The 23,762-nt window shown below is 70.4% G+C and carries 15 protein-coding genes and 1 pseudogene; 6 read left to right on the top strand and 10 right to left on the bottom strand.

The annotated features are described in order from the left end of the window. On the top strand, positions 1-1,278 hold the full coding sequence (locus ACWD68_RS07995) for an ABC transporter substrate-binding protein (protein ID WP_451805610.1): 1,278 nt from the start codon (positions 1-3) through the stop codon (positions 1,276-1,278). A 333-nt stretch (positions 1,279-1,611) separates the two neighbouring features. Beyond that, entirely contained in the window at positions 1,612-4,032 is a 2,421-nt protein-coding gene (locus ACWD68_RS07990; protein ID WP_451805609.1) for a SpoIIE family protein phosphatase, read from the top strand. A 151-nt stretch (positions 4,033-4,183) separates the two neighbouring features. On the opposite strand, the gene ACWD68_RS07985 is transcribed toward ACWD68_RS07990, so the two are convergent. Both ACWD68_RS07985 and ACWD68_RS07980 read right to left on the bottom strand, forming a co-directional pair. Further along, entirely contained in the window at positions 4,184-5,800 is a 1,617-nt protein-coding gene (locus tag ACWD68_RS07985) for a sodium/solute symporter (protein WP_451805608.1), read from the bottom strand. Beyond that, positions 5,797-6,294, bottom strand: coding sequence for a DUF485 domain-containing protein (locus ACWD68_RS07980; protein ID WP_451805607.1), 498 nt, complete (start codon positions 6,292-6,294; stop codon positions 5,797-5,799). Before ACWD68_RS07980 ends, ACWD68_RS07985 begins: the two co-directional genes overlap by 4 nt. A gap of 272 nt (positions 6,295-6,566) precedes the next feature. On the opposite strand from ACWD68_RS07980, the gene ACWD68_RS07975 reads away from it, so the two are divergent. Then, complete coding sequence (locus tag ACWD68_RS07975) at positions 6,567-7,574, top strand: NADP-dependent oxidoreductase (protein ID WP_451805606.1); 1,008 nt, start codon at positions 6,567-6,569, stop codon at positions 7,572-7,574. A 220-nt stretch (positions 7,575-7,794) separates the two neighbouring features. On the opposite strand, the gene ACWD68_RS07970 is transcribed toward ACWD68_RS07975, so the two are convergent. After that, positions 7,795-8,019: a hypothetical protein gene (locus ACWD68_RS07970; RefSeq protein WP_451805717.1), complete on the bottom strand. Its 225-nt coding sequence runs from the start codon at positions 8,017-8,019 to the stop codon at positions 7,795-7,797. A 774-nt stretch (positions 8,020-8,793) separates the two neighbouring features. Continuing rightward, positions 8,794-8,946: pseudogene (locus ACWD68_RS07965) on the bottom strand (CBS domain-containing protein); the annotation flags it as partial. A 261-nt stretch (positions 8,947-9,207) separates the two neighbouring features. Here ACWD68_RS07965 and ACWD68_RS07960 point away from each other — a divergent pair. Continuing rightward, on the top strand, positions 9,208-10,392 hold the full coding sequence (locus ACWD68_RS07960; RefSeq protein WP_451805605.1) for a type III polyketide synthase: 1,185 nt from the start codon (positions 9,208-9,210) through the stop codon (positions 10,390-10,392). A 169-nt stretch (positions 10,393-10,561) separates the two neighbouring features. Here ACWD68_RS07960 and ACWD68_RS07955 read toward each other — a convergent pair whose 3' ends face one another. From ACWD68_RS07955 to ACWD68_RS07940, 4 genes are all read right to left on the bottom strand, one after another. Further along, on the bottom strand, positions 10,562-12,715 hold the full coding sequence (locus tag ACWD68_RS07955; RefSeq protein WP_451805604.1) for a SpoIIE family protein phosphatase: 2,154 nt from the start codon (positions 12,713-12,715) through the stop codon (positions 10,562-10,564). A 260-nt stretch (positions 12,716-12,975) separates the two neighbouring features. After that, positions 12,976-13,527, bottom strand: coding sequence for a GNAT family N-acetyltransferase (locus tag ACWD68_RS07950; protein ID WP_451805603.1), 552 nt, complete (start codon positions 13,525-13,527; stop codon positions 12,976-12,978). Positions 13,528-13,682: 155 nt separating this feature from the next. Continuing rightward, positions 13,683-14,270 carry an aminotransferase class V-fold PLP-dependent enzyme gene (locus tag ACWD68_RS07945; protein ID WP_451805602.1) on the bottom strand — a complete coding sequence of 196 codons (588 nt, stop codon included), beginning with the start codon at positions 14,268-14,270 and terminating at the stop codon, positions 13,683-13,685. Between the two features lie 884 nt (positions 14,271-15,154). Continuing rightward, positions 15,155-16,867: an MFS transporter gene (locus ACWD68_RS07940; protein WP_451805601.1), complete on the bottom strand. Its 1,713-nt coding sequence runs from the start codon at positions 16,865-16,867 to the stop codon at positions 15,155-15,157. 271 nt (positions 16,868-17,138) lie between these two features. Between ACWD68_RS07940 and ACWD68_RS07935 the strand changes: the two genes are divergently transcribed. Next, positions 17,139-17,912: a TetR/AcrR family transcriptional regulator gene (locus ACWD68_RS07935; RefSeq protein ID WP_451805600.1), complete on the top strand. Its 774-nt coding sequence runs from the start codon at positions 17,139-17,141 to the stop codon at positions 17,910-17,912. A gap of 181 nt (positions 17,913-18,093) precedes the next feature. On the opposite strand, the gene ACWD68_RS07930 is transcribed toward ACWD68_RS07935, so the two are convergent. Both ACWD68_RS07930 and ACWD68_RS07925 read right to left on the bottom strand, forming a co-directional pair. Next, on the bottom strand, positions 18,094-19,053 hold the full coding sequence (locus tag ACWD68_RS07930; protein WP_451805599.1) for a TIGR03943 family putative permease subunit: 960 nt from the start codon (positions 19,051-19,053) through the stop codon (positions 18,094-18,096). Beyond that, complete coding sequence (locus ACWD68_RS07925) at positions 19,050-20,096, bottom strand: permease (protein WP_451805598.1); 1,047 nt, start codon at positions 20,094-20,096, stop codon at positions 19,050-19,052. Before ACWD68_RS07925 ends, ACWD68_RS07930 begins: the two co-directional genes overlap by 4 nt. A gap of 380 nt (positions 20,097-20,476) precedes the next feature. Between ACWD68_RS07925 and ACWD68_RS07920 the strand changes: the two genes are divergently transcribed. Next, positions 20,477-23,446, top strand: a complete 2,970-nt coding sequence (locus tag ACWD68_RS07920) for a carbohydrate binding domain-containing protein (protein ID WP_451805597.1) — start codon at positions 20,477-20,479, stop codon at positions 23,444-23,446. Positions 23,447-23,762: the final 316 nt, after the last annotated feature.

The following is a 23,762-nucleotide window of genomic DNA, read 5'->3' as shown; positions in this document are numbered from 1 at the left end:
ATGCGCAAGACGACCGCTCTGCGGGCGGCCGCGGCCGCGACCGCCGCCCTGCTCACCGCGACCGCCTGCAGCAGCCAGCGAGGTCAGGACGCCCACGACACCACCGCCGGTGGCGCGTGCAAGGGCCAGCAGACCACCGGCATCACCGACAAGACCATCAAGCTGGGTGGGATCTACCCGCTGTCGGGACCTGCCTCCGCGTACGGCACGATCAGCAAGGGCGTGGCCGCCTACTTCAGTCACGTCAACGACAAGGGCGGCATAGACGGCCGCAAGGTCGAGTTCGTCGTCCGCGACGACGGCTACCAGCCGCCCAAGGCGGTCGAGGAGGCACGCAGACTCGTCGAGCAGGAGAAGGTCTTCGCGGTGTTCCAGACCCTGGGCACCCCGTCCACGGCAGCCGTGTGGGACTACCTCAACAAGCAGAAGGTGCCGCAGCCCTTCGTCGCCACGGGCGCCTCCGCCTGGGGCACGGGCGACCAGCACCCCTGGACCATCGGCTGGCAGCCCAACTACGTGGCCGAGGCACGCGTGTACGCCAAGTACCTCAAGGACGCGAGGCCCAAGGCCAAGGTCGCGGTCCTCTACCAGAACGACGACTTCGGAAAGGACCTGCTCGGCGGGTTCAAGAAGGCCGTCGCCGGCAGCGGCGTCAAGGTGGTCGCCGAGGAGAGCTACGAGGTCACCGACCCCTCCGTGTCGGCACAGATGACGAGCCTCGCACGCTCCAAGGCGGACGTGCTGCTGGATGTCGCCACCCCCAAGTTCGGCAGCCAGGCCCTGGCCGCCGACGCCAAGAACACCAAGTGGAACCCGCTGCACATCGTGAACAACGTGGCCTCGTCCGCCGCCGTGCTCAAGCCGGTCGGGTTCAAGAACGTCCAAGGAGTGGTCTCGGCCACCTACTTCAAGGACCCCGCCGACCCGCAGTGGGCCGCCGACCCGGAGATGAAGGCTTACAAGGACGCGCTGCACACGTACGCACCCGACGCCGACCCGGCCAACCAGTTCAACGCCTACGGCTGGGCCGTCGCCTCCAGCCTGCACCAGGCCCTGGACGCGATGAAGTGCCCGACCAGGGAAGGGCTGCGGGACGCGGTGCGCAGCCTGAAGGATGTGAAGGTGGGCATGCTGCTGCCCGGGGTCACCATGTCCACCGGGCACGGTGACGCTTTCCCGCTGGAGACGATGCAGTTGATGCGGTTCAAGGGCGAGCGGTGGCAGCTGTTCGGCAAGCCGGTCGACACCCGCAAGGAGTTCGGCCCGGCGGCGAAGTGAGCCGGCGGGGGCGGTCCGCGTCGAGGCCCCCGACGCCTGGGACCGCCCTCGCCCCGTCACGGGAGCCCGGAGCCGTGCGTGCCGGCCGGTACGTGGACGACCCGACGTCTGCCGGGTACGGCGGCGCGGGACCGGGCCGCCGGCCGTGGAGGAGGCCCTCGCTGTCCAGCGGACGCGAAGGAGCCACACCAGGCTCGGTGCCCGCGGGCCGCCGACAGCGGCCCGGCGGGCCTGCCGCGATCACCCGCGCCGGCCGCGGTCGGCGCGCGCGCGGCCCCACCGGGTTCACTAGGCTTAGGCGTATCAGCGGGTCAGCCGACTGTGGAGATGCGGATGACGGAGCTCAGCGGAAGCTACGACGATCCGTTCGCCCCGCGCCTCGCCGCCCTGGCGGTGCTCGACGACCGGGGCGCCGTGGTCGGATGGAACCGGCGGGCCGAGGAACTGCTCGGATATCCGGGCCCAGCCGTGATCGGTCGTCCGGCCTTCGAAGTCCTCGTCGATCCGCGCGATCTGCCGGCCGTCAGGGAGGCCGCGGCGAGCTGCCGGAGAGCCGGCGGCTGGTTCGGGGTGCTCAAGGTGCGGCACCGTGACGGACGGTTTGTGGAGATGGGTCTCAGGGCCCAGACGTTCTCCCGCGACGACAGAGTCCGTGAGTGGCTTGTCGCCGGGGCACTCGCGGCCGACGTCCTGGACTGGCAAAGGGACCGCGCGATTCTCGACGGGTTGTACCACCAGTGCCCGATCGGCCTCGTCGTCCACGGCCCCGACCTGAAAGTTCTCCGGGTCAACCGTGCCGTCGAACGCTTCACCGGCGTCCCGGCAGCGGATTTTCGAGGTCTGCCGACCGGCTACATGCTCCTTCCCGACGACGCGCGCAGGGCCGTGGACCGTGTGCGTCAGGTGATGGAGACCGGCAGACCGTTGATCTACTCCGAGCAGTTCGCTCGCCTCGAGGCGGATCCGGCACGAGAGCGGGTCGCGTTGGTCTCGGCCTTCCGGATGGAGGATCCCTCCGGACGCGTCCTGGGCGTGGCCGAGATGATCGAGGACATCACCGGACGCCACCGGGCCCAGCGCCGGCTCGCGCTCCTCGACCAGGCCGGCAGCCGTATCGGAACCACGCTCGACGTGGCGGAGACCGCCCGGGAACTCGCCGAGGTGATGGTGCCGCACCTCGCCGACCATGCGTCGGTGGACCTTCTTCAGCCGGTCACATGCGGTGAGGAACCGGCTCGGGCACTGGCGGGACCTGTGGTTCGAGTGGGGGCCCGCGGCATCGGAGCCCGGCAACCAGGCCCGCCCCACGGCCAGGGCGCGCCGGTGGAGTTCACACCCGGCACACCCCAGTCAAGATGCCTGGCCGAAGGGCGGCCCGTCCTGGAACCGGTTCTCTCGTCCGACTCGTTCTCGACCGAAAGCCGCCAGGGGGCCCACGTCCCGGACCTGGGCGCCCACTCGCTGATCGTGGTACCTCTCGCCGCACGTGGCCTGGTGCTGGGTGTGCTGACCCTGTGGCGTTCGAGCCGCCCCGATCCCTTCGAGGCGGACGATCTCACCCTCGCGCAGGAACTCGGCTCGCGCGCCGCCGTCGCCATCGACAACGCCCGGCGCTTCACCCAGCAGCAGCAGACCGCATTCACCCTGCAGAGCAGCCTTCTGCCCCGGACGGTTCCGGACCAGTCGGCCGTCGAGGTGGCCCTGCGCTACCTGCCGGCCAGCGCGGCCCCGGGCCTGGGCGGCGACTGGTTCGACGTCATTCCCCTGTCCGGGGCTCGGGTCGCCCTCGTCGTCGGCGACGTGGTGGGACGCGGCATCCACGCCGCTGCCACGATGGGACGGCTGCGTACCGCCGTACACACGCTCGCCAGCCTCGACCTGGAACCGGACGAGGTTCTCTCCCGCCTGGACGACCTGGTCACCCTGCTGGCGGCCGAACAGGAAGCAACCGGCGAACGGCCCGTGGGCGAGCAGGTCGTCGGTGCCACCTGCCTGTACGCCGTGTACGACCCTGTCTCCCGTCGGTGCTCCGTGGCCCGCGCCGGCCACCCGCCGCCGGTGGTGACCGGTCCGGATGGGCAGTCGGCCCTGCTCGACCTGCCCGCAGGCCCACCCCTCGGCCTGGGCGGCCTGCCGTTCGAGGCCCGGGAGATCGACCTGGCCGCGGGAAGCCTGCTGTGCCTGTACACCAACGGAATCATCGGCGAACGCAACATCGACGCGGACATCGGCCTGAGCAAGCTGTGCGCAGCGCTCACCCGCCCTGCGGACGAGCTGGAACGGACATGCCAAGCCGTGGTCGACTCGCTCGTGCCCGCACACCCCAGCGACGACATCGCGTTGCTGATCGCCCGCACCCGCATGCTGCCACCGGAGGATGTCGCCTCCTGGCAGCTGACGCTGGAGCCTGCCGGCGCCGCCCGGGCTCGGGCATTGACCTCGGCCAAGCTGACCGAATGGGGCCTGGAGCACTTGGCGTTCAGCACCGAGTTGATTGCCAGCGAACTGGTCACCAACGCCTACCGTTACGCCAGTGGCCCTGCGACCCTGCGGCTGATCCGCGAACGGTTTCTGGTGTGTGAGGTCAGCGACACCAGCCACACCGCACCACACCTGCGCCGGGCCCGTACCACCGACGAGGGCGGGCGCGGCCTGTTCCTGGTGGCCCAGATGGCCGAACGCTGGGGCACTCGCTACACCCGCGAAGGCAAAACGGTGTGGACCGAACAACCACTGGCCGGCACGTTCACCTGACCGTCGCCGGCCGTTGCGGTCGCCGCCTCACACAATGGCGCGCGTGTCGGCGTACCGCTGCCATGGGGCCCCGTGCGTGCGGGGCCTTGTGCCCCTGGGCGGACCGCGGCGGCAGCGAGGCCGCCTGCCCGGTCCGCCCCCGGCACCTTGCCTATTCGGCTGCGGCGAGCAGACGTTCCTCGCTGTCCTCGTACAGCCGTCGGCTCTCCCGGCTGTCAGCGGCGCGGCGCCTGTGGTCCAGACGGCTGCCCAGCCAGCCCGCCAGGTAACCGAACGGGATGGAGACCAGTCCGGTGGACTGCATGGGGAACCAGTGGAAGTCGGCGTTCGGGAAGACGGCGGACGGCGTGCCCGAGACGGCCTTGGAAAAGAGCATCAGCACCATCGCGCAGGCCGCGCCGCCATAGAGGGTGGCGAGCAGGCCGGTGCGCGTGAAACCTCTCCAGAACAGGGAGTAGGTCAGCGCGGGAGCCACCGCGGATGCCCCGATGCAGACGGCCAGAGTGGTCAGCACGCCGACGTCCCATTTTTGGACCACGGTGGCGAGCCCGATGGCCACGGTTCCCACGGCCACGCTCGTCCACGCCGCCACCGTCATCTCCGTATGCGGCTCCACCTGTCCCCGTCGCGCCGCATGGGCGAACAGGTCGTGGGCGAGCGACGAGGCCGCGGCCAGGGTCATCCCCGCGACCGAGGACAGCAGAGTGATGAACACCATTCCCGCCACGGCCGAGTAGAGAATCGTCGCACCCGCGGAGGCGGGGGCCCCGCCGAGCACCTGCGACAGCATGAGCACCGACGTCCTGCCGTGCGGGTCGGCCGCAGTGATGGACTGCGATCCCACCAAAGCTGCCGCGCCCGTACCCAAGATGATCACGAGCAGGCAGAAGGTGGTGACCGTGCCGACGGCCCATGACATGGAGCGACGCACGGCCGGTACGTCCTGCGCGGAGAACAGACGCATGGTGATGTGGGGCAGGCAGGCCACGCCGAGGACCACGGTGATCTGGAGACCGGCGAAGTCCAGTCGGTCGCCGGCCGAGGTGCCCAGCTGAAGGCCCTGCTGAAGGAAGGCGGGGCCCGTGCCGCTGCCGTGCTGGGCAGCCCGGAGCAGCTCTCCGGGGTTCCAGCCGAACCGGTGCAGGACCAGGGCGGCGACGACGACGCTGGTGCCGAGCAGGATGACAATCTTGATCATCTGAAGGAGCGCGGTTCCCCGCATACCGCCGAGCGCCGCGTAAATGATCATCAGGCTGCCGACGATGACGATGCATGCCGTCCTGGCGCCGGCCCCGTGCGGGATGTTCAGGATGAAGGTGAGCAGCGACCCGGCCCCGGAGAGCTGGACGACCAGAAAGGGCAGGGTCGCCGAAAGCGTCACGACGCAGGAAGCGATACGCACGGCCCGCCCGGGCATGGTGCGGGCCAGGACGTCGCCCATGGTGAACCTGCCGGCGTTGCGCAGAGGTTCGGCCAGCAGGAACATCAGCAGCACCAGGGACAGGGCGGTGCTGACCGTGAGGACATAGCCGTCGTATCCGGCGAGCGCGATGATGCCGCTGGTACTCAGCACGGTGGCCGCGGAGATGTAGTCGCCCGCGATGGCCAGGCCGTTCTTGAACGGGGTGAGCGAAAGGTAGCCGGTGTAGAAGTTCGTCAGGTCGTCGCGGTCCGGTCCCGTCATCACGCACATCAGCAGCGTGACGGTGACCAGGGCGGTGAAGAGGACGAGGACGGTGGCCTGCGACCCGGAGTCGAAGTCGGTCATCTCGCCACCCCCGCGGGCCGGCCGGCCGCGCGCTCCCTGACGCCGCGGGCCAACGGGTCCACCGAGCGTTGTGCGCTGCGCTCGTACGAGAAGACCGCCGCGAAGGTGACGACGAGCTGAAGGATGCCCAGGGCCATTCCCAGGCTCAGCTCCCCGGTGATCCTGGCCCCCATCAGCTCCGGTGCGTAGCAGGACAGCACCACGTACACCACGAAGGAGCCGAGCGCGGTGATCGTGGAGACCCGGCGGAGCACACGGTAGGCCGAGCGAAGGGCGGCGAGGTCGGCGCCGTGCTGGTGCGTCTCGTCCGCGTACGATTCCTGCCGGGCGGCTTGCCCGTACCAGTCGTACGGAGCGTCGTCGTATCCGGACGGGAAGGGCTCCTGCCCCGGATCCCGCCCGTACGACTCGTACCGAGGGGCACGGCCGTACGGCTCGGTCCGCGGCTGCGGCCATTCCTGCTGCGGGTAGCGGTCGTCATGGGGATATGTCATCGCGTGGCCTTCCGGCTCGGCTCGGTTCCGTGGAGGGCTGGGGGAGGGGTGTGGCGGCGCACGATACCGACTGGTTGGTATGCCGGATAGGCCTGTGGAGCGTCACGATTTGGGATCGACGTAACATCCGAACAGGTCGCTGCCGGTCGACGGCTCGACGGCCTGCGCACCATAGACACCTGAGGGGCGGAGTGGTCTGTGGTGAATGTCACGGCAGTCGACGTACCTACTGGTCGGTATGGTCGGGGGGAGAAGCGACGACAGGAGGCGCGATGTCCGCGACCAACCGCCAGATCCGTCTGGCAGCCCGCCCCGTGGGCGAGGTCGACCCCCATGACTGGGAGCACTGTGCGGGGCCCGTCGATGAACCGGGCCCGGGCCGGTTCGCGGGCCGCACGCGCGTCATTTCCCTGGACCCGGCGATGCGGGGCTGGCTGGACGACCGTCCCTCGTATCTGCCGCCGGTGGCCATCGGTGAGGTGATGCGCGCCGGATCGGTCATCGAGGTCACCGCCTCCAACCACCCCGACTTCCAGCCGGGCGATCACGTGGTCGGGACCTTCGGCGTCCAGGAGTACGTGATCTCCGACGGCAAGGGCGCCATGAAGATCGACACCTCCCTCGCCCCGCCCTCGACGTATCTGGGCGCACTGGGCATGCCCGGGATGACCGCCTACTTCGGCCTGCTGGACGTAGGGGCACTGAAGGACGGCGAGACCGTCGTGGTGTCGGGGGCGGCCGGCGCCGTCGGCACCATCGCGGGGCAGATCGCGAAGGCCAAGGGCTGCCGGGTCGTGGGCATCGCCGGAGGGCCGGAGAAGTGCGCGTTGCTCACCGACGAACTGGGATTCGACGCGGCGATCGACTACCGCGCCGAGGACGTCAGGAAGGCGCTGCGCCGGCACGCCCCCGACGGCATCGACGTCTACTTCGACAACGTGGGCGGCGACATCCTCGACGCCGCCCTGACCCGCCTGGCGATGCACGCGCGCGTCGTGGTCTGCGGTGCGATCAGTCAGTACAACAACGCCACCCCGGTCAAGGGCCCCTCGAACTACCTGTCCCTTCTGGTGCGCCGCGCCCGGATGGAGGGATTCGTCGTCTTCGACCATGCCGAGCGCTACCCACAGGCCGCGCAGGACATCTCCGCCTGGATCGCCGACGGCCGCATCAAAGTCAAGGAACACGTCGTGAGCGGGAGCGTGGACGACTTCCCCGAGACGTTGCAGATGCTCTTCCGTGGCGAGAACGTCGGCAAGCTCGTCCTGGAGCTGGCATGACGGCCGCCGGGAGCGGGGCCGCGCTGTAACGGTCGGCGAGGCCACTGCGGTGGCCTCGCAGCAGTTCGACTCTCTGCAGTGGTCAGCAGTCGGGCCGCTCACCCTGGTCGCGGACGGCTCGCTCACGCAACTCGGCGGGGTACTTCCAAGGCCGCGTAGTCAAGGCGAGTTCACGGTTGTCAGCGCCCCGGAGACGGGGTCGTGCCGGCAGCCGGACGTTTCACTCGTCGTCAAGCGCGCAGACGCCCCAGGCGATCCTGCGGAGGATGCCCCCGTGGACCCACCGGCCGAGTTCGGCACGTAGTCCGCGTTCGTCGTCCAAGCCGATCCCCAGGGCGATCTCGCAGGCGCGCCAGGAACGTGCCGGGTCGGTCCGCATCAACCGCAGCGTCCGCTCACGTCGACCCACCGGGGCCTGTTGACTCTGGTCCACGGTGATGGTCACGACGCTGATGCGGGCCGCGCCGAGGACCTGGGCCTGGTCCGGCGGTGACGCGTACCGGGAGGTCGGGCACTTGGCGCGGCGCGGGGCGATTCGCGGCCGACGCGACGGCAGCAGGTTCTCCGGAACCGCCTCTCCAATCCGGCCTGGTTCTCCGTCAGGCAGCACGCCCGCAGCGGCGATGACCTGGTCCTTGGCGGATTCCAGGGTGACGGTGAACGAGGTGCGGGCGGGTCGGTTCCGGGCCTCGATCCGGCAAACTCCGCCATGGTCCGAGGCACAGCCTGACAGGCGGCCAGGTGTGCTCGTAGCTCCTGCTGGACACCGGCCGGGTCCTGGGAGCGAGCCGGACCAGCAGCTGGGCGGGCGACCGACCTCGATCGGTGGGCCATCTCGACCATGTCCGAGGGCCTTTGCCCCTGTGGCCGAGAGGCCGGCCGACAGTAGGTGGGGCCGTGGGCTCATGCCCCGCGCAGCCAGTCGTCGGCCATTCCGTGTTCGGTCGTCCGGTGGCCTGTGTGTGCCTGTCGTCGAAGCGGTAGGTGAGGTCGTCCACGACGTCGACGAAACCGTCCAGCGGGCGCGTCGGACCCACCGCGACGGCGGCGCTGTGTCGGCTTCCAACTGCCCGGTGAGCGTGACCGCACCGTCGTGGACGGCGACTTCGGAGATCTGCGGGCTGGGCCGGAGCGCGTCGTCACACCTCACGTTGCGCGGCCTGCAGGATCTCCTCGGCCTGGCGCAGGAAGACCTGGAGCAGGTCGCGGCGGTGACGATGTCGACGAGCCGGTCTTTTGTGTCGACCACTGGGAGTCGTCCGATGCCGTGTCGCGTCATCAGCCGGGTGGCCTCCGGCAGGGCCGCCTCCGCGGGACCGTCACGGCGGGCGCCGGCACCAGCCCGCCGGCGGTGCGCGCCCGGACCAGGCAACCCCCCGGCTGACGGTGAGTCGGTCAAGACCTGTGGAACCGCTCTGATGGCCTCTCTGTTTCAGCGGTGTGTGCCGTATCACGCCCTCCAAAGCCCGCCCAAGTTGGGTTAGTCACAGCGGAAATGTCCCTTTCGCGTCCATGCTCGACCTGCACAGCGACTCCCGAAGTGGAGCCCATCGGCATGGGCGCGACGTTCCAAAGCGGCCCATGACGCAGCCCTCGTGACGTTCCTCCTTGTTCCCCTGGAAAGGTGCCCATCATGGCCGCTTACCTCTGTCCTCCTGCCGTGATCCACGGCGAGCACGCCGTGGAGACCAGCCAGATCGTGGCCGAGGTGCGCGACCGGCACCCGCATGCGGCGTGGGCGCCGCGGATCGACGGCATCGCGGCCAGTACGGGCATCGAGACCCGCGGGTGGATGCTGCCGCTGGAGACCGCCGTCGCGCCCGGCGACGGCAGCGGCCTGCAGGCTGTCGGCATCGGGACCGCCCAAGAAGCGCTGGCACGCGACGGGTTCACCCAGCAGGACGTGGACCGCGTGATCGCCGCCCTCGAGGCGATACCCGCGCCGCAGACCGTCCAGGAGCGCACCGCGCCGGCCTGGGAGGCCGTGCAGTCCTACGGGGAGCGTGCGGCGCGCGGGGCCCTGCAGATCGCCGGGCTCGACGCCGCAGACATCGACTGCCTGATCACCAGTCACTCCACCACCCCGGCGCTGCCCGGTCTGGACATCGCCCTGGCCAACAAGCTTGCGCTCCGCAACGACGTGATGCTGCTGCCGGCCACGCAGTGGGCCTGTGTCGCGGGGACCCGCTCCCTGGCCCTGGCGGCTGATCTCGTGGCCGCGGACCCCGATCGGGTGGTCCTGGTCGTGATCGCGGAGGCGCTGAGCACGACCTACCAGCCCGCGGACGACACCCTCGAGTCCCTGATCGTCCGGTTGCTGTTCGCGGACACCGCGGTCGCCGCGGTGGTCACGGGCCGCCCGAGGCGCGAGTCGGTGCTGCGGCTGGACGCGGCCTGGCACCACACCGTGCCCGACACCCAAGACCTGCACTGCCTGGAAACGCGGGCGGACGGCACCCACTTCGTGATGGACCGGCGCGGGCCGCGCGCCGTACAGGAGACGGTCACCGCGATGTGGGAGTGGCTGCGCCTCCGTTACCAGGACGACCCCGACTCCTGGCACCCCGACGTGCTGCTCGCGCACCCCGGCGGGACCCGGGTGCTGGAGTACATGGAGCAGACGATGCCCGACGCGTGGCCGTCCGGGCTGCTGGACTACAGCCGGGACAGCTACACCAGCGGCAACCGCGGAGGCGCCGCCGTGTTCGACATCCTGAGGCGGGCGCACGACGCCGGACAGAAGTCGGGCAGTCGCGCCGTCCTGTACGCGGCGGCACCGGGCCTCACCGCAACCGCCCTGGAAGGGGAGTGGCTGTAGTGCGAGCCCGCGCCACCCGTAGCAGCGAACGGGCCGCCCGCATCACCGGTCACGCCACCGGTACCGCTGAGGGCGCCGTCCGTACCGTCGGTGGCGCCGGCTGACGCGCACGCCGCCGCTGCCCTCGCCGCGCTCACTCGCGTACGCCCGGCCGCGCCCCGCAGCCGCTTCATCGTGCGACTTCCGCCCAGACCACCTTGCCGGTGTCCGTCCACCGCACCCCCCACCGGGTGGTGAGCCGGTGCACGATGTGCAGGCCACGCCCGCCGTCGTCGAGGAGGCCGCCCCGGCTCAGACGAGGCCTGCCGTTGCCGGTGTCGCCCACCTCGCACAGCAGGCCGTGGCCACCACCGGCCCTGATCAGCCGTATCGTGATGGGACCGGCGGCAAAGCGCACCGCGTTCGTGACCAGCTCGCTGACCAGCAGCGGCACGTCGTCCTGGGTGTCGCTCCTGGTGTGCCATTGCCGCAGCAGTGCGGAGACGTGCGCGCGGGCACGGGCGGGCGCGTCGTCGCGAGCGGGAAGCCGCCAGGTCGCGGTGTCCCCCTTGTGGTAGCCGATCATGCGCGCGAGCAGCAGGGTCACGTCGTCGCGCTGGCGCACGGGCGCCAGCGCGGAGACGACGTGCCGTGCGGCCTGCTGCAGGGCATCCCAGGGGTGCACCGAGGACACGGCATCGGCCAGCCTGCTGATGCCCTCGTCGATCGACAGGGCCGGATCCTCCACCAGGCCGTCGGTGTAGAGGGCGAGCAGGGAGCCCGGGGGCGCGCCGAACGTGTGCACGTCGAACGGCTCCCGCAGCGCGAACTCGGCGCCCAGGCCGGGGTGAGGGCGGACAGCGAGCGGGCCTGCGTGCCCGTTCGGAAGCACCAGGACCGGTGGGAGGTGGCCCGCGCTGGAGAGGGCCACGTGGTGGCTGACCGGGTCGTAGAGGGCGATGCAACAGGTGGAGCCGAGGGCGCTGTAGCCGGCCGCCAGCCCGGACTCCGCGTCGTCCAGCAGCGTCACGGTCTCGTCCAGGTGCTCCAGCACCTCGTCGGGTGCCAGCCCCGCGGACAGCAGCGCGCGGGCCTCCATGCTCAGCTGGCCCATGGTTGCCGCGGCTCCCAGGCCGTGCCCGACGACGTCACCGACTACCAACGCGGTACGGCCGTCCGGCAGCGGAAAACTGTTCACCCAGTCGCCGCCGACGCCCGCGCTGTCGGGGGTGGCGGGCTGGTAGACGCTGGCGATCTCGATGGTGCGGCCGCCGGTCCGGGGCAGCAGCCGGCGCTGCAACGCCAGCACCTGGGTGTGCTCGCGCTGGTGTTGACGGGCCAGGTCGACGTGATGGGCGGTCCTGGCCACCAGTTCCTGCAGGTCGAACAACTCGCTGTCGCGGAAGGGGCGGTCCGCCCGCCGCCAGATCTCCGCCACGCCCAGCACGACGGGTGGCGCGCCGTCCAGGACCAGCGGTACGCACGCCACACTCGCCGACCGGTCACCGGGCACCAGGGCACGGATCACTCGCTGACTGCCGAGAAGCCGCTCGACCGCCTCCCGGTCGGGTATGACGATGGGCTGCGGGGCATCGTCCCGCCGTACCGCCTGTGCCAGCAGGCGACTCGCGTCGCTCGGAAGATCGCCGCCCGGAGTCACGTAACCCTCGGGCCACGCCCGGTCCGGCACCAGGGCTGCCCGCCGTAGCCGGATGCGCCCCTGTGCCTGCTCGGTGACTCCCTCGCCCGTCCACACGGCGAAGTCGAGGTCGACGGCGGCCACGTCTCCCCAAGCCAGCAGGGACTCCGCCAGCGACTGTGCGGTCTCGCCGATGTCCAGCGAGGTGCCGATCGCGGTCTCGGCGGCGTACAGGTGCAGCCTCCTGGCCATGGCGATCACGGAGACGGTCAAGCCCTCCTGAGGTGCCGCGGCGGGCAGGATGCTCAGCGAGACCACCAGCTCCGACCCGTCGCCGCGCCGCAGGCGCTGGATCCGGGCGACGTGCGCCTCACCGATCTCCAGGACCTGCCGCAACCGCCGTGTGACCGTCGGTACGTCCCCGGCGGGCAGGAGATCGGCGAAGGGACTCCCGGCCACGGCGTCCAGACCCGCGAATACGGGAGCGTCCAGATTGCAGCGGGTGATTCTCAGATCCCTGTCCAGGTTGAGCACGCCGAGAATCTGATCCTGACGGTCGGCTGCCGGGTTGTCGGGTACGCGTTGGCGGGTGGTGCGGTCGCCCTGAGCGTTCACTGCCGCTCCGCCGCGCGGGATGTAGCGCCCCAGGGCACTGCTGACCAGGTCAAACGGTGAAGAGGGCGAGGGGGAGGGTGTGGAGTCCATGCGGCTCTCTCAGCAATCCCCGGCGCAGCGCCGGGGCTGTACTCGACCCGTGCGTCGGGGCACCGAGATCCCTGACCGCACACCTCATTGAATAACACCGCGGGTCGCTTCGCCCACACCAGCAGATCGCGCGGTGAACGCTGACCGTGAGGGAGTGCCGCGACCGGTGGGGCCGTGCTCACCTTGCCGCGGGCGTCGCCCGCCAGGATGCGACGACCACCGGGCGCCGGCGTGGCTCGCACCTTCCGGCAGTGCCTGGTTCACCGGCTCCGAGGGCTCTGGCGGATCTCGCCGGGTGCCCTGGCCACGTCAGGCGGGATGCGGAACTCGAGCACGGGACGGTCCCACATCACGGCGGGTGGGTTCGCGGACGCGGTCCCGGTGTGCACCGCGCCCACGCTGCGGTAGAAGCCCTCGGCGGGAGGGTGGGACACCACCCGGACGTGGTCGAGCCCGGCGGCGCGCGCCTCGGCCTGCATGTGCGCGACGAGCAGCCGTCCGATGCCACGTCCTTGCGCTTCATCGGCGACGAACAGCAGGTCGAGCTCCGGTGGGACGAGGACGAGCGAGTAGAACCCGAGGACACGGTTTTCGTGCCCGTCGGCGGCGACGGCCACGAAGACGCGGTGGGTCTCGATGTAGTCGGGACCGACCCGGTAGCCCGCGACCATGGCCGAGTACTGCCCTTCGTAGGCGCGTGAACCACGCACGAGCCGAGTGAGCCGTTTGGCGTCGCGCGCGACGGCCCTGCGTATCGTGGTGGGCCCACTCCGGGTCGTAACGCCTGAATCCATTGGGCGAGTATTACGCATACCGGGAAACATCGTCATGTGGGGCGGGTGCGGCTGAGTAGATCTGCCGTGGAAACGCCTGCCCCGGGGTCGCTTTTCGACGTGCCGCGTAAGCGCGCTCGGAAGGGCCGCGCAGAACCGGGACGGAGACGTCTCAGGTTCATGGACCGACTGGCTCAGTTCCCCAGGGACGACAGCGCCGCCGCCACCCGTTCGGACACCTCCGGCGGGGTCGAGGCATGTGGGGAGAACCTGAGTGAGTCGGTGCGCACCGTCGGTGTGACCCCCTCGGTGTGCAGCGCCTTCGCGACGACGGACGGATCGTGGTCCGGCATCGTGAAGGAGAGGATGCCCGCGCGGCGCGCCGGGTCGGTGGGGGAGAGGACGCGGCCGCCGTGCCTCTTGACGACCTCGGTGAGTTCGGCGATCCGCGTGCCGATGGCGGCCTCGATCGCCGCGACGGTGTGCCGCTCGACGAGGTCCAGCGCGGCCGCGAACGCGGCGGCCGTCACCGGGCTGAGATTGGTGATCGACCAGCGTTGCGCGTCCGCGGCGGGCGGGTGCTCCGCTCCGTCGAAAAGGCCGACGTCCTCGACGCCCGTCCAGCCGGTGAGGACCGGCTCGAGAGACTCCAGCGCGCGGTCGGACAGGGCCGCGAAGCCGGTGGCCCATCCCGCGCGCAGCCATTTCTGACCGCCCGCCACCACGACGTCGGCCGCGTCCCAGGACATCCCGGCAACACCGAACGCCTGAATGGCGTCCACGATCAGCAGCCGGTCCGGTCCCGATCGCCTCGCGCAGCGCCGCCAGGTCGGCGCGGAAACCGGTGCGGAAGTCCACGGCGCTGACGGACACGGCGACCACGTCGTCGGTCAGCGCGGAACGGACCAGGTCGGGCGTGACCCCGCTGCCGGGTGCCGGCTCGAGCCAGCGCGGTGTGGCCCGGCCCAGGTCAGCGGTGCGGCGCCACGGATAGTGGTTGGCCGGGAAATCGGTGCTCGGCGCGAGGACCACACCCTCCCGGATGCCGAGAGCGGCGTGGAAGAGGCCGGTGGACGCGTTCGGGAGCAGCACGGTGTGCCGGGCGTCGGTGCCCGCGAGGCGGGCTGCCGCGTCCCGTGCGGCCGACTCCGCGCGCATCAGGCCGTCCACGGTGGTGTGATCGGCGCGGGCGGATTCCTCCATGGCGCGCGCGGTGGCGGCCACGGCATCCCGCGACGGCGGACCGAGCCGTGCGAAGTCGAGGTACCCGGCGGGCGTGTCGAAGTGGGCTGCGTACGACGTGAGCACGGGGCTCGTCCTTCCGGGACGGAACGGGTCGGGGAGTGGGCCGGTCGGGCTGTTCGGGCGGGTCGGGCTGTTCGTGCGTGTGACGGCGGGTGCGCCGGGTGAGGAGCGCCGCGTGGACGAGGGACCGGCGTCCGCCTGTCGCCGCTACGCGCGTCTCCACCCGACCGCACGGTACGCGCTTCCCGCCCCGCGGCCCGGCCCGGGTGCCCACCAGGGATACCGGCCCGTAGCTGGTACGGGTGCCATCGCGGATGCCGCTCACCCCCGCTGAGGTGGCGCTGCTGGAGGGACGGGACGACCGGGCACCCGCTCGGGGGTGTCCGGCCGTCCTGTTCGCCGATGTCGGCGCTGCCGGGGCTCAGTGCCCGGTGGATTCCTCGGGGCGCGCGTGGCGGGGCAGGAGGAACGCGAGGAGGAAGGTCAGGGCGAGCATGCCGTCGACGATCCAGAGCAGCGTCTTCATGACGGAGCCGAACCCGCTCTGGAAGGCGGACGACGCGGTGGCCCCCAGCGCGGCGGAGATACGGGCGCCGGCCTGAGGCGAGGTCGCGGCGGACCGGGTGTCCTTCTCCAGGCGCGCGCAGGACGCCGGGGTCGCGGCAGGATCCTTGGCGACGGCGCGGTCCGAGGCGCACGTACGCAGGTCCGCCACGACTCGCTCCTGAGCCGCGGGCGAGACGTGCGCGGCGGCCAGCTGCCCCCGCAGGCCGTCCGAGCGGTGGTCGACGGCGGTGGCGATCCCGCCGCCCAGCAGACCGAAGAACACGGTGCCGAGGATGGCCACGCCGAAGGCGCCGCCGAGCTGCTGCACCGCGGTCATCGTGCCGGACGCCGAACCCGTCTCGTGCTGCTCGACGCTGGCGAGCACGATGTCGAAGAAGGGCGCCATGAGCAGGCCCATCCCGATGCCGGTGACGAGCAGCGACGGCAGGAGCTGCCAGGGGCCGACACCGGCTCCCACCTGGTCGAGGGTCAGCCACACGCCGAACACGCCGACCGCCATGACGAGCGCGCCCGCCTGAAGCACGGCGCGTCCGAACCGGACCACCCCCTGCGCTACGCCGAAGCCGACGATCATGCCGCCCGACCAGGGCACCATCACCAGTCCCGCCTTGAGCGGCGAGTAGCCGAGGCCGATCTGGGTGTAGAGGTTGAAGACCAGCATGAAGCCCTGCATGGTCGAGAAGAAGACCAGCCCGAGGATCATGCCGCCGCTGAAGCCACGCTTGCGGAAGAGGCTGGGAACGACCAGCGGGTCCCGGCCCGCCTTGCTGCGGTGCGACTCGTACCTGGCGAAGACGACGAAGGCGACCACCGCGGCGCCCATCATCAGGAACGTCCACACGGGCCAGTCGTACTCACGGCCCTGCACCAGCGGGAAGATGATCAGCAGCGCGGCCAGTGAGACCAGGAGCATGCCGGGGATGTCGAGGCGTGGCTTGCTGTCGGACCGGTTCTTCGGCAGATAGCGCACGGCACCGAGGAACGCCGCGGCACCCAGCGGCAGGTTGATCAGGAAGATCATGCGCCAGCCGGTGCCGAAGTAGTCGGCGTCCACCAGCCAGCCCGCCAGGATCGGCCCGCAGACCGCGGACAGACCCATGACCGGGCCGAACATGCCGAAGGCCTTCTGCGACTCCTTCGGCGGGAACATCTCCTTGATCATGCCGAGGCCCTGCGGCAGCATCACCGCGCCGAACAGTCCCTGGACGACGCGCGCGCCGATCAGCATCTCGGGCGACACGGATATCGCGCACAGCAGCGAACCCAGCGTGAAGCCGGCGGCTCCCACCAGGAACATGTTGCGGCGCCCGTGAATGTCCCCGAGCCGCCCTCCGGTGACGAGCCCGACGGCCATCGAGAGGGTGTAGGCGGCGGCGAGCCACTGCAGGGTGGAGGCACCGCCGCCGAGGTCGGCCCGCATGGAGGGACCGGCGATGTTGGTGACGACGGCGTCGAGGAGGTCCATCACCTCGGCCGCCAGGATCACGAAGAGCGCGGCCCAGCGCCACCGGTACGGCGCTGGCGAGTCGATGGGCGTCTCGGCGGACGCGACACCGGTGGTGGACATCGGAACTCCTCGTGAAGAGGCCGCGCCGCGGTGTGGACCGGCGGGCGCGGTGGGTGGATGCGACTGCCCGGCTCGCCGGCACGGAGCGAGAGACGGGCGACCAGACGATGGAGAACACTGTTCAATCTAACAGAACAGTGCTCACCGAGAGAACAGCGTTCATTAAGATATAGCGCAACTCGGCGGCCCGGACAAGATATATCGCGTTCGGTCGAAGTGAACGCCGCTCACCCAGAGAGAACACCGCTCTCCAGACGCCTAGACTGTCCTCATGAGCGACGCGGCCGCCGGCACCCCCGCACCACCTCCGCCGTCTCCCTGGGAGCGCGAGCGCCCCGTCCGCACCCGCGTCGCCCCCGACCGCGCACCGCTGTCACGCGAACGCGTCGTCGAGGCCGCCTTCATCGTGCTGGACCGCCAAGGGCTCGACGGGCTGTCGATGCGGCAGGTGGCGGCCGAACTGGGTGTCACGGTCTCCGCCCTCTACGCCTACGTCAGTTCCAAGGACGACCTTCTGGAGCTGATGTACACCCGGCTCTTCGACGGCTTCGCGATTCCCGAACCCGACCCGGAGCGGTGGCGGGAGCAGGTGCGGGACTACGCCCGTTCGTGGCGACAGCGCCTGTCGTCCCATCGCGACATGGCCAGGATCTCCATGGCCCACGTCCCCTTCACCGCCGAACTGCTGCCGCACGTCGAGGCGTTGCTCGCCGTGTTCCGCACCGCCGGACTGCCCGACCGCATCGCGGCCGAGGCCGGCGACCTCATCTCCACCTACATCGACGGGTTCGTCCTGGAGGAGGGCATGTGGCAGGACCGGGCCGCCCAGCACAGCGTTGACGGTTCCTCCCTGGCCCGTCCGGACTGGCGTGAGATGGCCGACGAGATGCAGAACTACTTCGCGTCCCTGCCCGCGGCGGACTTCCCCCATCTGCGCGCCCTGTCCGGGGTGATGGTGACGGACTCCTCCGACGAGAGGTTCGACATCGGTCTGGAGATCATGCTGCGCGGCCTGGCGAGCTATCTGCCTGACCCGGCGACCTGAGCGAACCTGACGCCCGTCGGGTCCCGGACCCAACGACGACCTGAGCGACCCCGGACGCCCGTCGGGCCCGGGCGCCGACCGATCCGCGACACCTCCGTCCGGGACGGCCCCGCCCCGGACGGCGCCGCGGAGCGCTGGGACGGGACAGGCCGCCGTGGACCTGCCTCGCCGGCCCTTGTGATCAGTTGTTCCAGCTCTCGTCGTACGGATCGCGCGGTGACGCGACCGGCCTGGCCGCGCTGACGTCGAGGAACGGGATGATGCCGCCGTTGACCGGGTCCTTCGCGCGCTTGCCGGTGTAGGTGCCGGTGACCTCGAGCCAGGTGTCGGGCCGGAGGACGGGAGGAATCCGCCCGGTCAGGCCGATCTTGACGGGTTGGGCGTCTGCCGCGCAGCAGTTGAGGGCCATGCGGACGAGATAGGGCCTACCGGCGTGGTCGAGTGCGAGGAAGCCGGTGATCTTCACGTGCCGGCCGCCGAGGGAACGGCCGTGGTCGTACGCCGCCCGGCTCGCGTAGTCGACCAGGCCGAGCTGGACCGGGTCGCCGGCGGGCAGCGCGGCGTAGCCGAAAGGCGCCTGCAGGGCCGTACCGGTGCGCATCGCGCTGTAGGAGCCGAGGGCGGGCGGGGCGACCAGGATGAGGGCGAGCAACGGGAGGACGAGGAGCCACGAGATACGCGGTTCGCGATGCGTGTGCGCGTGACCGTGCGCGTGGTCCGCAGTCCCTTCCCCTTCCCCGTGCCCTTCCTCGTGATCTTCCCCGTGCCCGTCCCCGCCTGCGTGCCCGGGCGCGGCCCTGTGCCCGTCCGTGTCGGCGTGCCCCTTCGCGTTCGAGTCCGTGGCCGCGTGCCCGTCAGCGGCCGCGTTTGCGTTCGCGTCCATGGCCCCGGGCCCGTCCTCCCGCCCGTGCGCTCGCTCGCCGTCCCGCTCGGCGCCGGCACGGTCGAGGGAAGCCGTTCGACGCTCGCGCACCTCGTACCAGACCGTGGCGAGGGCCGTGACGATCAGCACCACACCGGCCGCGAGCAGCAGGGGCTGCAGACCGGCCTTGACGTACCGCAGATAGAGGTCCGTGACGCTCGCGTGCAGCACCGCCGCCCCGACGAGGAAGAGCACGGCCGCCTGTGCCTGCCGGTTCACAGCAGCACCGCCCCGATGAGAACGGACATGAGGATCGCGAGGGCGAAGGTGGTGGGAGCGAACCGCAGCGCGAAGCCGCGGCCGAACGTGCCGACCTGCATGGCGAAGAGCTTCAGGTCGATCATCGGTCCGACGACGAGGAACGCCAGCCGGGCTGTGAGCGAGAACTGGGTCAGCGAGGCGACCACGAACGCGTCGGCCTCCGAGCAGATCGACAGCAGCACGGCCAGGATCGCCAGGGCGAGGATCGACACCACCGGATTCCCGGCAGCGGCGTGCAGCCAGCTCGCCGGGACGACGGACTTGAGGGTGGCCGCGGCCATCGCGCCCAGCACGAGGAACCCGCCCGCGTGCATCACGTCGTGCCGCACCGAGCCCCAGAACGCCGCCCCCTTGCCGAGGCCTTCGTGCGCGGGGCGGCCCGGCGGGCGCAGCCAGTCGGTGCGGCCGAGACGCTGCCACAGCCAGCCCATCGTGCAGGCCACGAGGAGACTCGCCACGAAACGGGCGAGGACCATCTCCGGGTTCCGCGGGAAGGCGACGGCCGTGGCGGTCAGCACGATCGGGTTGATCGCCGGGGCGGACAGCAGGAAGGCCAGGGCCGCCGCCGGAGTGACACCGCGGCGCACCAGCGCTCCGGCGACCGGCACGGAGGCGCACTCGCAGCCGGGGAGGATCGCCCCGGCCATTCCGGCGACCGGCACCGCGAGTGCCGGGCGCCGGGGCAGCGCGCGGGCGAAGAAGGACGGCGGGACGAACACCGCGATGACCGCCGACAGCAGCACACCGAGCACGAGGAAGGGCAGCGCCTGGACCACCACCGCGACGAACACGGTCATCCAGCTCTGCATCACCGGTGTGGACAGCGCCCCGCGGATCGGCCCCTGCGACGCGATGACCAGCAGCAGGAGCATCGTCAGGGCGAGCGGGGAGTTGATGTTCCAGCCCTGCCGGCCCTGGCGTTCGCCTCCGTCCTGCCGGCCCTGGCCGTCGTTCCCGGCCTGCCGGTGAACCGGGGGCGGGGCTGCCTTGGTCATGGTCACGCTTGAGGTACCTCCGGTCGGGGAAGGGCTCGGGCTCGGGCTGCTGATGCCCCTCCGCCTTGAATACGCCGGTTCGGCCACAGCTTCTCACCGCGTGTCGCCGGGATTGCCTCCGCCCGGGCGAATCTTGACCTGCGCAGGACCGGGGAGCCTCGGCTCACCCCCTTCGGCCGTCGTGAGCGGCCGGGCCGTCCTCGGTACGCGCGTGGGCGACCAGTACCACTCCTGCTCCGATTTCGCTCCGCGTTGCGGTCGTTGCGAGATCTCTTTACGTCGCTGTCATGTACCTGTAGCTTCCGGCTCCGCAAGGGCTTTCAGGAACTTGCCGGTTCCTCTTGCAATGCAACTCCCCCTCCCCGGACCCGCATTGGAGACGCCCCATGAGACGCAGACCCCAACGACCGCCGCTAAGACCGCTGGTGGCGCTCGTCGCGGTGACCGGACTGTTCGGACTGACCCCGCCGGACGCGGCCTCCGTCCCCATGGAGAGCACGGCCGCCACCTCCACCACGGCGACCGTCTTCTACTACACGAAGAGCAAGAACTGGCCCACCACATACCTGCACTACGCCCCGGACGGCGGCTCCTGGACCACCGTGCCCGGCGTCCGGATGGAAGCGGCCTGCACGGACTGGGTGAAGAAGACCGTCGACCTCGGCTCCGCCGCCGGACTGCAGGCCACCTTCAACAACGGAAGCGGCACCTGGGACAACAACGGCGGCAGCAACTACGCGCTGGGCACCGGCGCCATCACCGTCAAGGACGGAGTGATCGCCCACAGCGACCCGTGTGCCGACACCGGCACGGGCAGCGGCAACCAGGCCACGGTCTACTACTCGACCGCCACGTCCGGCTGGACCACGGCCAACATCCACTACGCCCCCACGGGCGGCTCCTGGACGACGGCCCCCGGCGTCGGCATGGAGACCGCCTGCACCGGCTGGTGGAAGAAGACCCTCGACATCGGTACGGCGGCCTCGCTCAAGGCGGCCTTCAACAACGGCAACGGCGTCTGGGACAACAACAACAGCGCCGACTACACGATCCCGGCCGGCACCACGACCGTGAAGGACCGGACCGTCACCGCCGGCGCCAAGGACCCGTGCGCCGCCGAAGAGCCCGACACCGAGGCGCCGACCGCGCCCACGAAGGTCACGGCGACCGCCACCAACACCTCGGTGGTGGTGAGCTGGGACCCGGCGACCGACGACACCGCCGTGACGAAATACCAGCTCACGCGGACCGGCGGCACGAAGGGAACCGTCGTCACCGACGTCGGCTCGACGGTGTACTCCGACACGGGACTCGAGGAGAAGACCAGCTACACCTACACGGTGAAGGCCGTCGACGCGGCCGGAAACACCTCTCCCGCCTCCGCCGGGGCCACCGTCACGACCGGGGAGAAGGCCCCCGCCCCGGCCTCCGGGACCCCGCTCGGCACCGACCCGCGCAAGGACCCGATCTACTTCGTCCTCACCGCCCGCTTCTACGACGGCGACAGCTCCAACAACCGCGGCGGCAGCCAGGACGTCAAGTCGGGCAACGCGGCCAACAACGACCCCATGTTCCGCGGGGACTTCAAGGGTCTCGTCGACAAGCTCGAATACATCAAGGCGCTCGGATTCTCGGCCATCTGGATCACCCCGGTCGTCCTCAACCGCTCGGACTACGACTACCACGGCTATCACGGCTACGACTTCTACAAGGTCGACCCGCGGCTGGAGTCGGCCGGCGCCTCCTACCAGGATCTGATCAACGCGGCCCACGCCAAGGGCATGAAGATCTACCAGGACGTCGTGTACAACCACAGCTCCCGCTGGGGCGCGAAGGGCCTGTTCACCCCGACCGTCTACGGCGTGCGGGACTCCCAGTGGAGCTGGTACTACGACGAGAAGAACGAGGGCTTCGAGTACGACGGCCTGACCGTCGAGCCCAAGTCCGGGAAGTCGTACTACAACGGTGACCTCTGGTCGACCGCCGAACCCACGGGGAACACCTGCCTCAACTGGGGCAAGCCCACCGGAGGAAAGAGCGCCGAAGGCTACACCGTGTACAACTGCCAGTGGCCCAGCCCTACTTCGGGCATGTTCCCGAAGGCGTACGACCACCAGTGCTGGATCGGCAACTGGGAGGGCGAGGACTCCCGTTCGTGCTGGCTGCACGAGGACCTCGCCGACTTCAACACCGAGAACGCCACCGTCCAGAACTACTTGATCGGCGCGTACGACAAGTACATCGACATGGGCGTCGACGGATTCCGCGTGGACACCGCCGTCCACATTCCGCGCGTCACCTGGAACCGCCGCTTCCTGCCCGCCATCTACGACCGGGTCACGCAGCGGTTCGGCACGGAAGCGGCGAAGAACTTCTTCGTCTTCGGCGAGGTGGGCGCCTTCGTCAACGACAAGTGGAACCGCGGCTCGGTGAACCACTCCGCGCAGTTCTTCACCTGGAAGGAACGCAAGGAGTACAGCGCGGACGACGTGACGGCGGCGATCGAGCAGTACAACTACGAGGAGCAGCTCGGCACCGGCAACCAGCCCACCTCCGCCAACGCCTTCCTCAGCGGGAACAGCTATCACACGCCGGACCGCAGCCAGTTCTCCGGCATGAACATCATCGACATGCGCATGCACATGAACTTCGGCGACGCGCAGAACGCCTACAGCAACGGCAAGGACTCCGACGACTCCGTCAACGACGCCACGTACAACGTCGTCTACGTGGACAGCCACGACTACGGACCGAACAAGTCGAGCACCCGCTACAGCGGCGGCACCGACACCTGGGCCGAGAACATGGCGCTGATGTGGACCTTCCGCGGCATCCCCACGCTCTACTACGGATCGGAGATCGAGTTCCAGAAGGGCAAGCAGATCGACTGCGGGCCGACCTGCCCGCTGGCGACCACCGGACGCGCGTACTACGGAGGCCATCTCGCGGGCAGCGTCACGGCCTCCGACTTCGGCAAGGTCGACTCCGCCGGCGGCGAGGTCGCGACGACCCTCGCACAGCCGCTGGTCAAGCACCTCCAGCGGCTCAACCAGATCCGCCGGGCGATCCCGGCCCTGCAGTCGGGCCAGTACTCGACCGACGGCATCAGCGGCTCGATGGCCTTCAAACGCCGCTACACCAGTGGCTCGACCGACAGCTTCGCGCTCGTCACGGTCACCGGCGGCGCTACCTACACCGGCATTCCCGACGGCACCTACACGGACGCCGTCACCGGTGACGTGAAGACCGTGTCCAACGGCACGCTGTCGGTGGCCGCGCCGGGGCAGGGAAACCTGCGGGTGTACGTGCTGAACGGGCCCGGCAAGATCGGAACGGACGGCCCTTACCTCAAGTAGCCACCGACTCGCACAGTGCTCGACTCAGGTGGCCCGCGACGGGTGCGCGGGTGTCAGGAGCGGCGGTCACCGTGGTCACGCCGGGCGCCTCACGCCCGAGCTTGACACCGTGATCGCCGTTCCGACACCGGGCACGACACCGTGATCGCCGCCTCCGGCCCCGGGCACGACACCGTGATCGCCGCCTCCGGCCCCGGGCACGACACGGTGATCGCCGCTCCCGGCCCCGGGCACGACACGGTGATCGCCGCTCCCGGCCCCGGGCACGACACGGTGATCGCCGCTCCCGGCCCCGGGCACGACACGGTGATCGCCG

The sequence above is a fragment of the Streptomyces sp. NPDC005141 genome, assembly GCF_053599975.1.
Note: the sequence above shows the minus strand (reverse complement) of the source record. Positions and strands in the feature narration are given on the sequence as shown.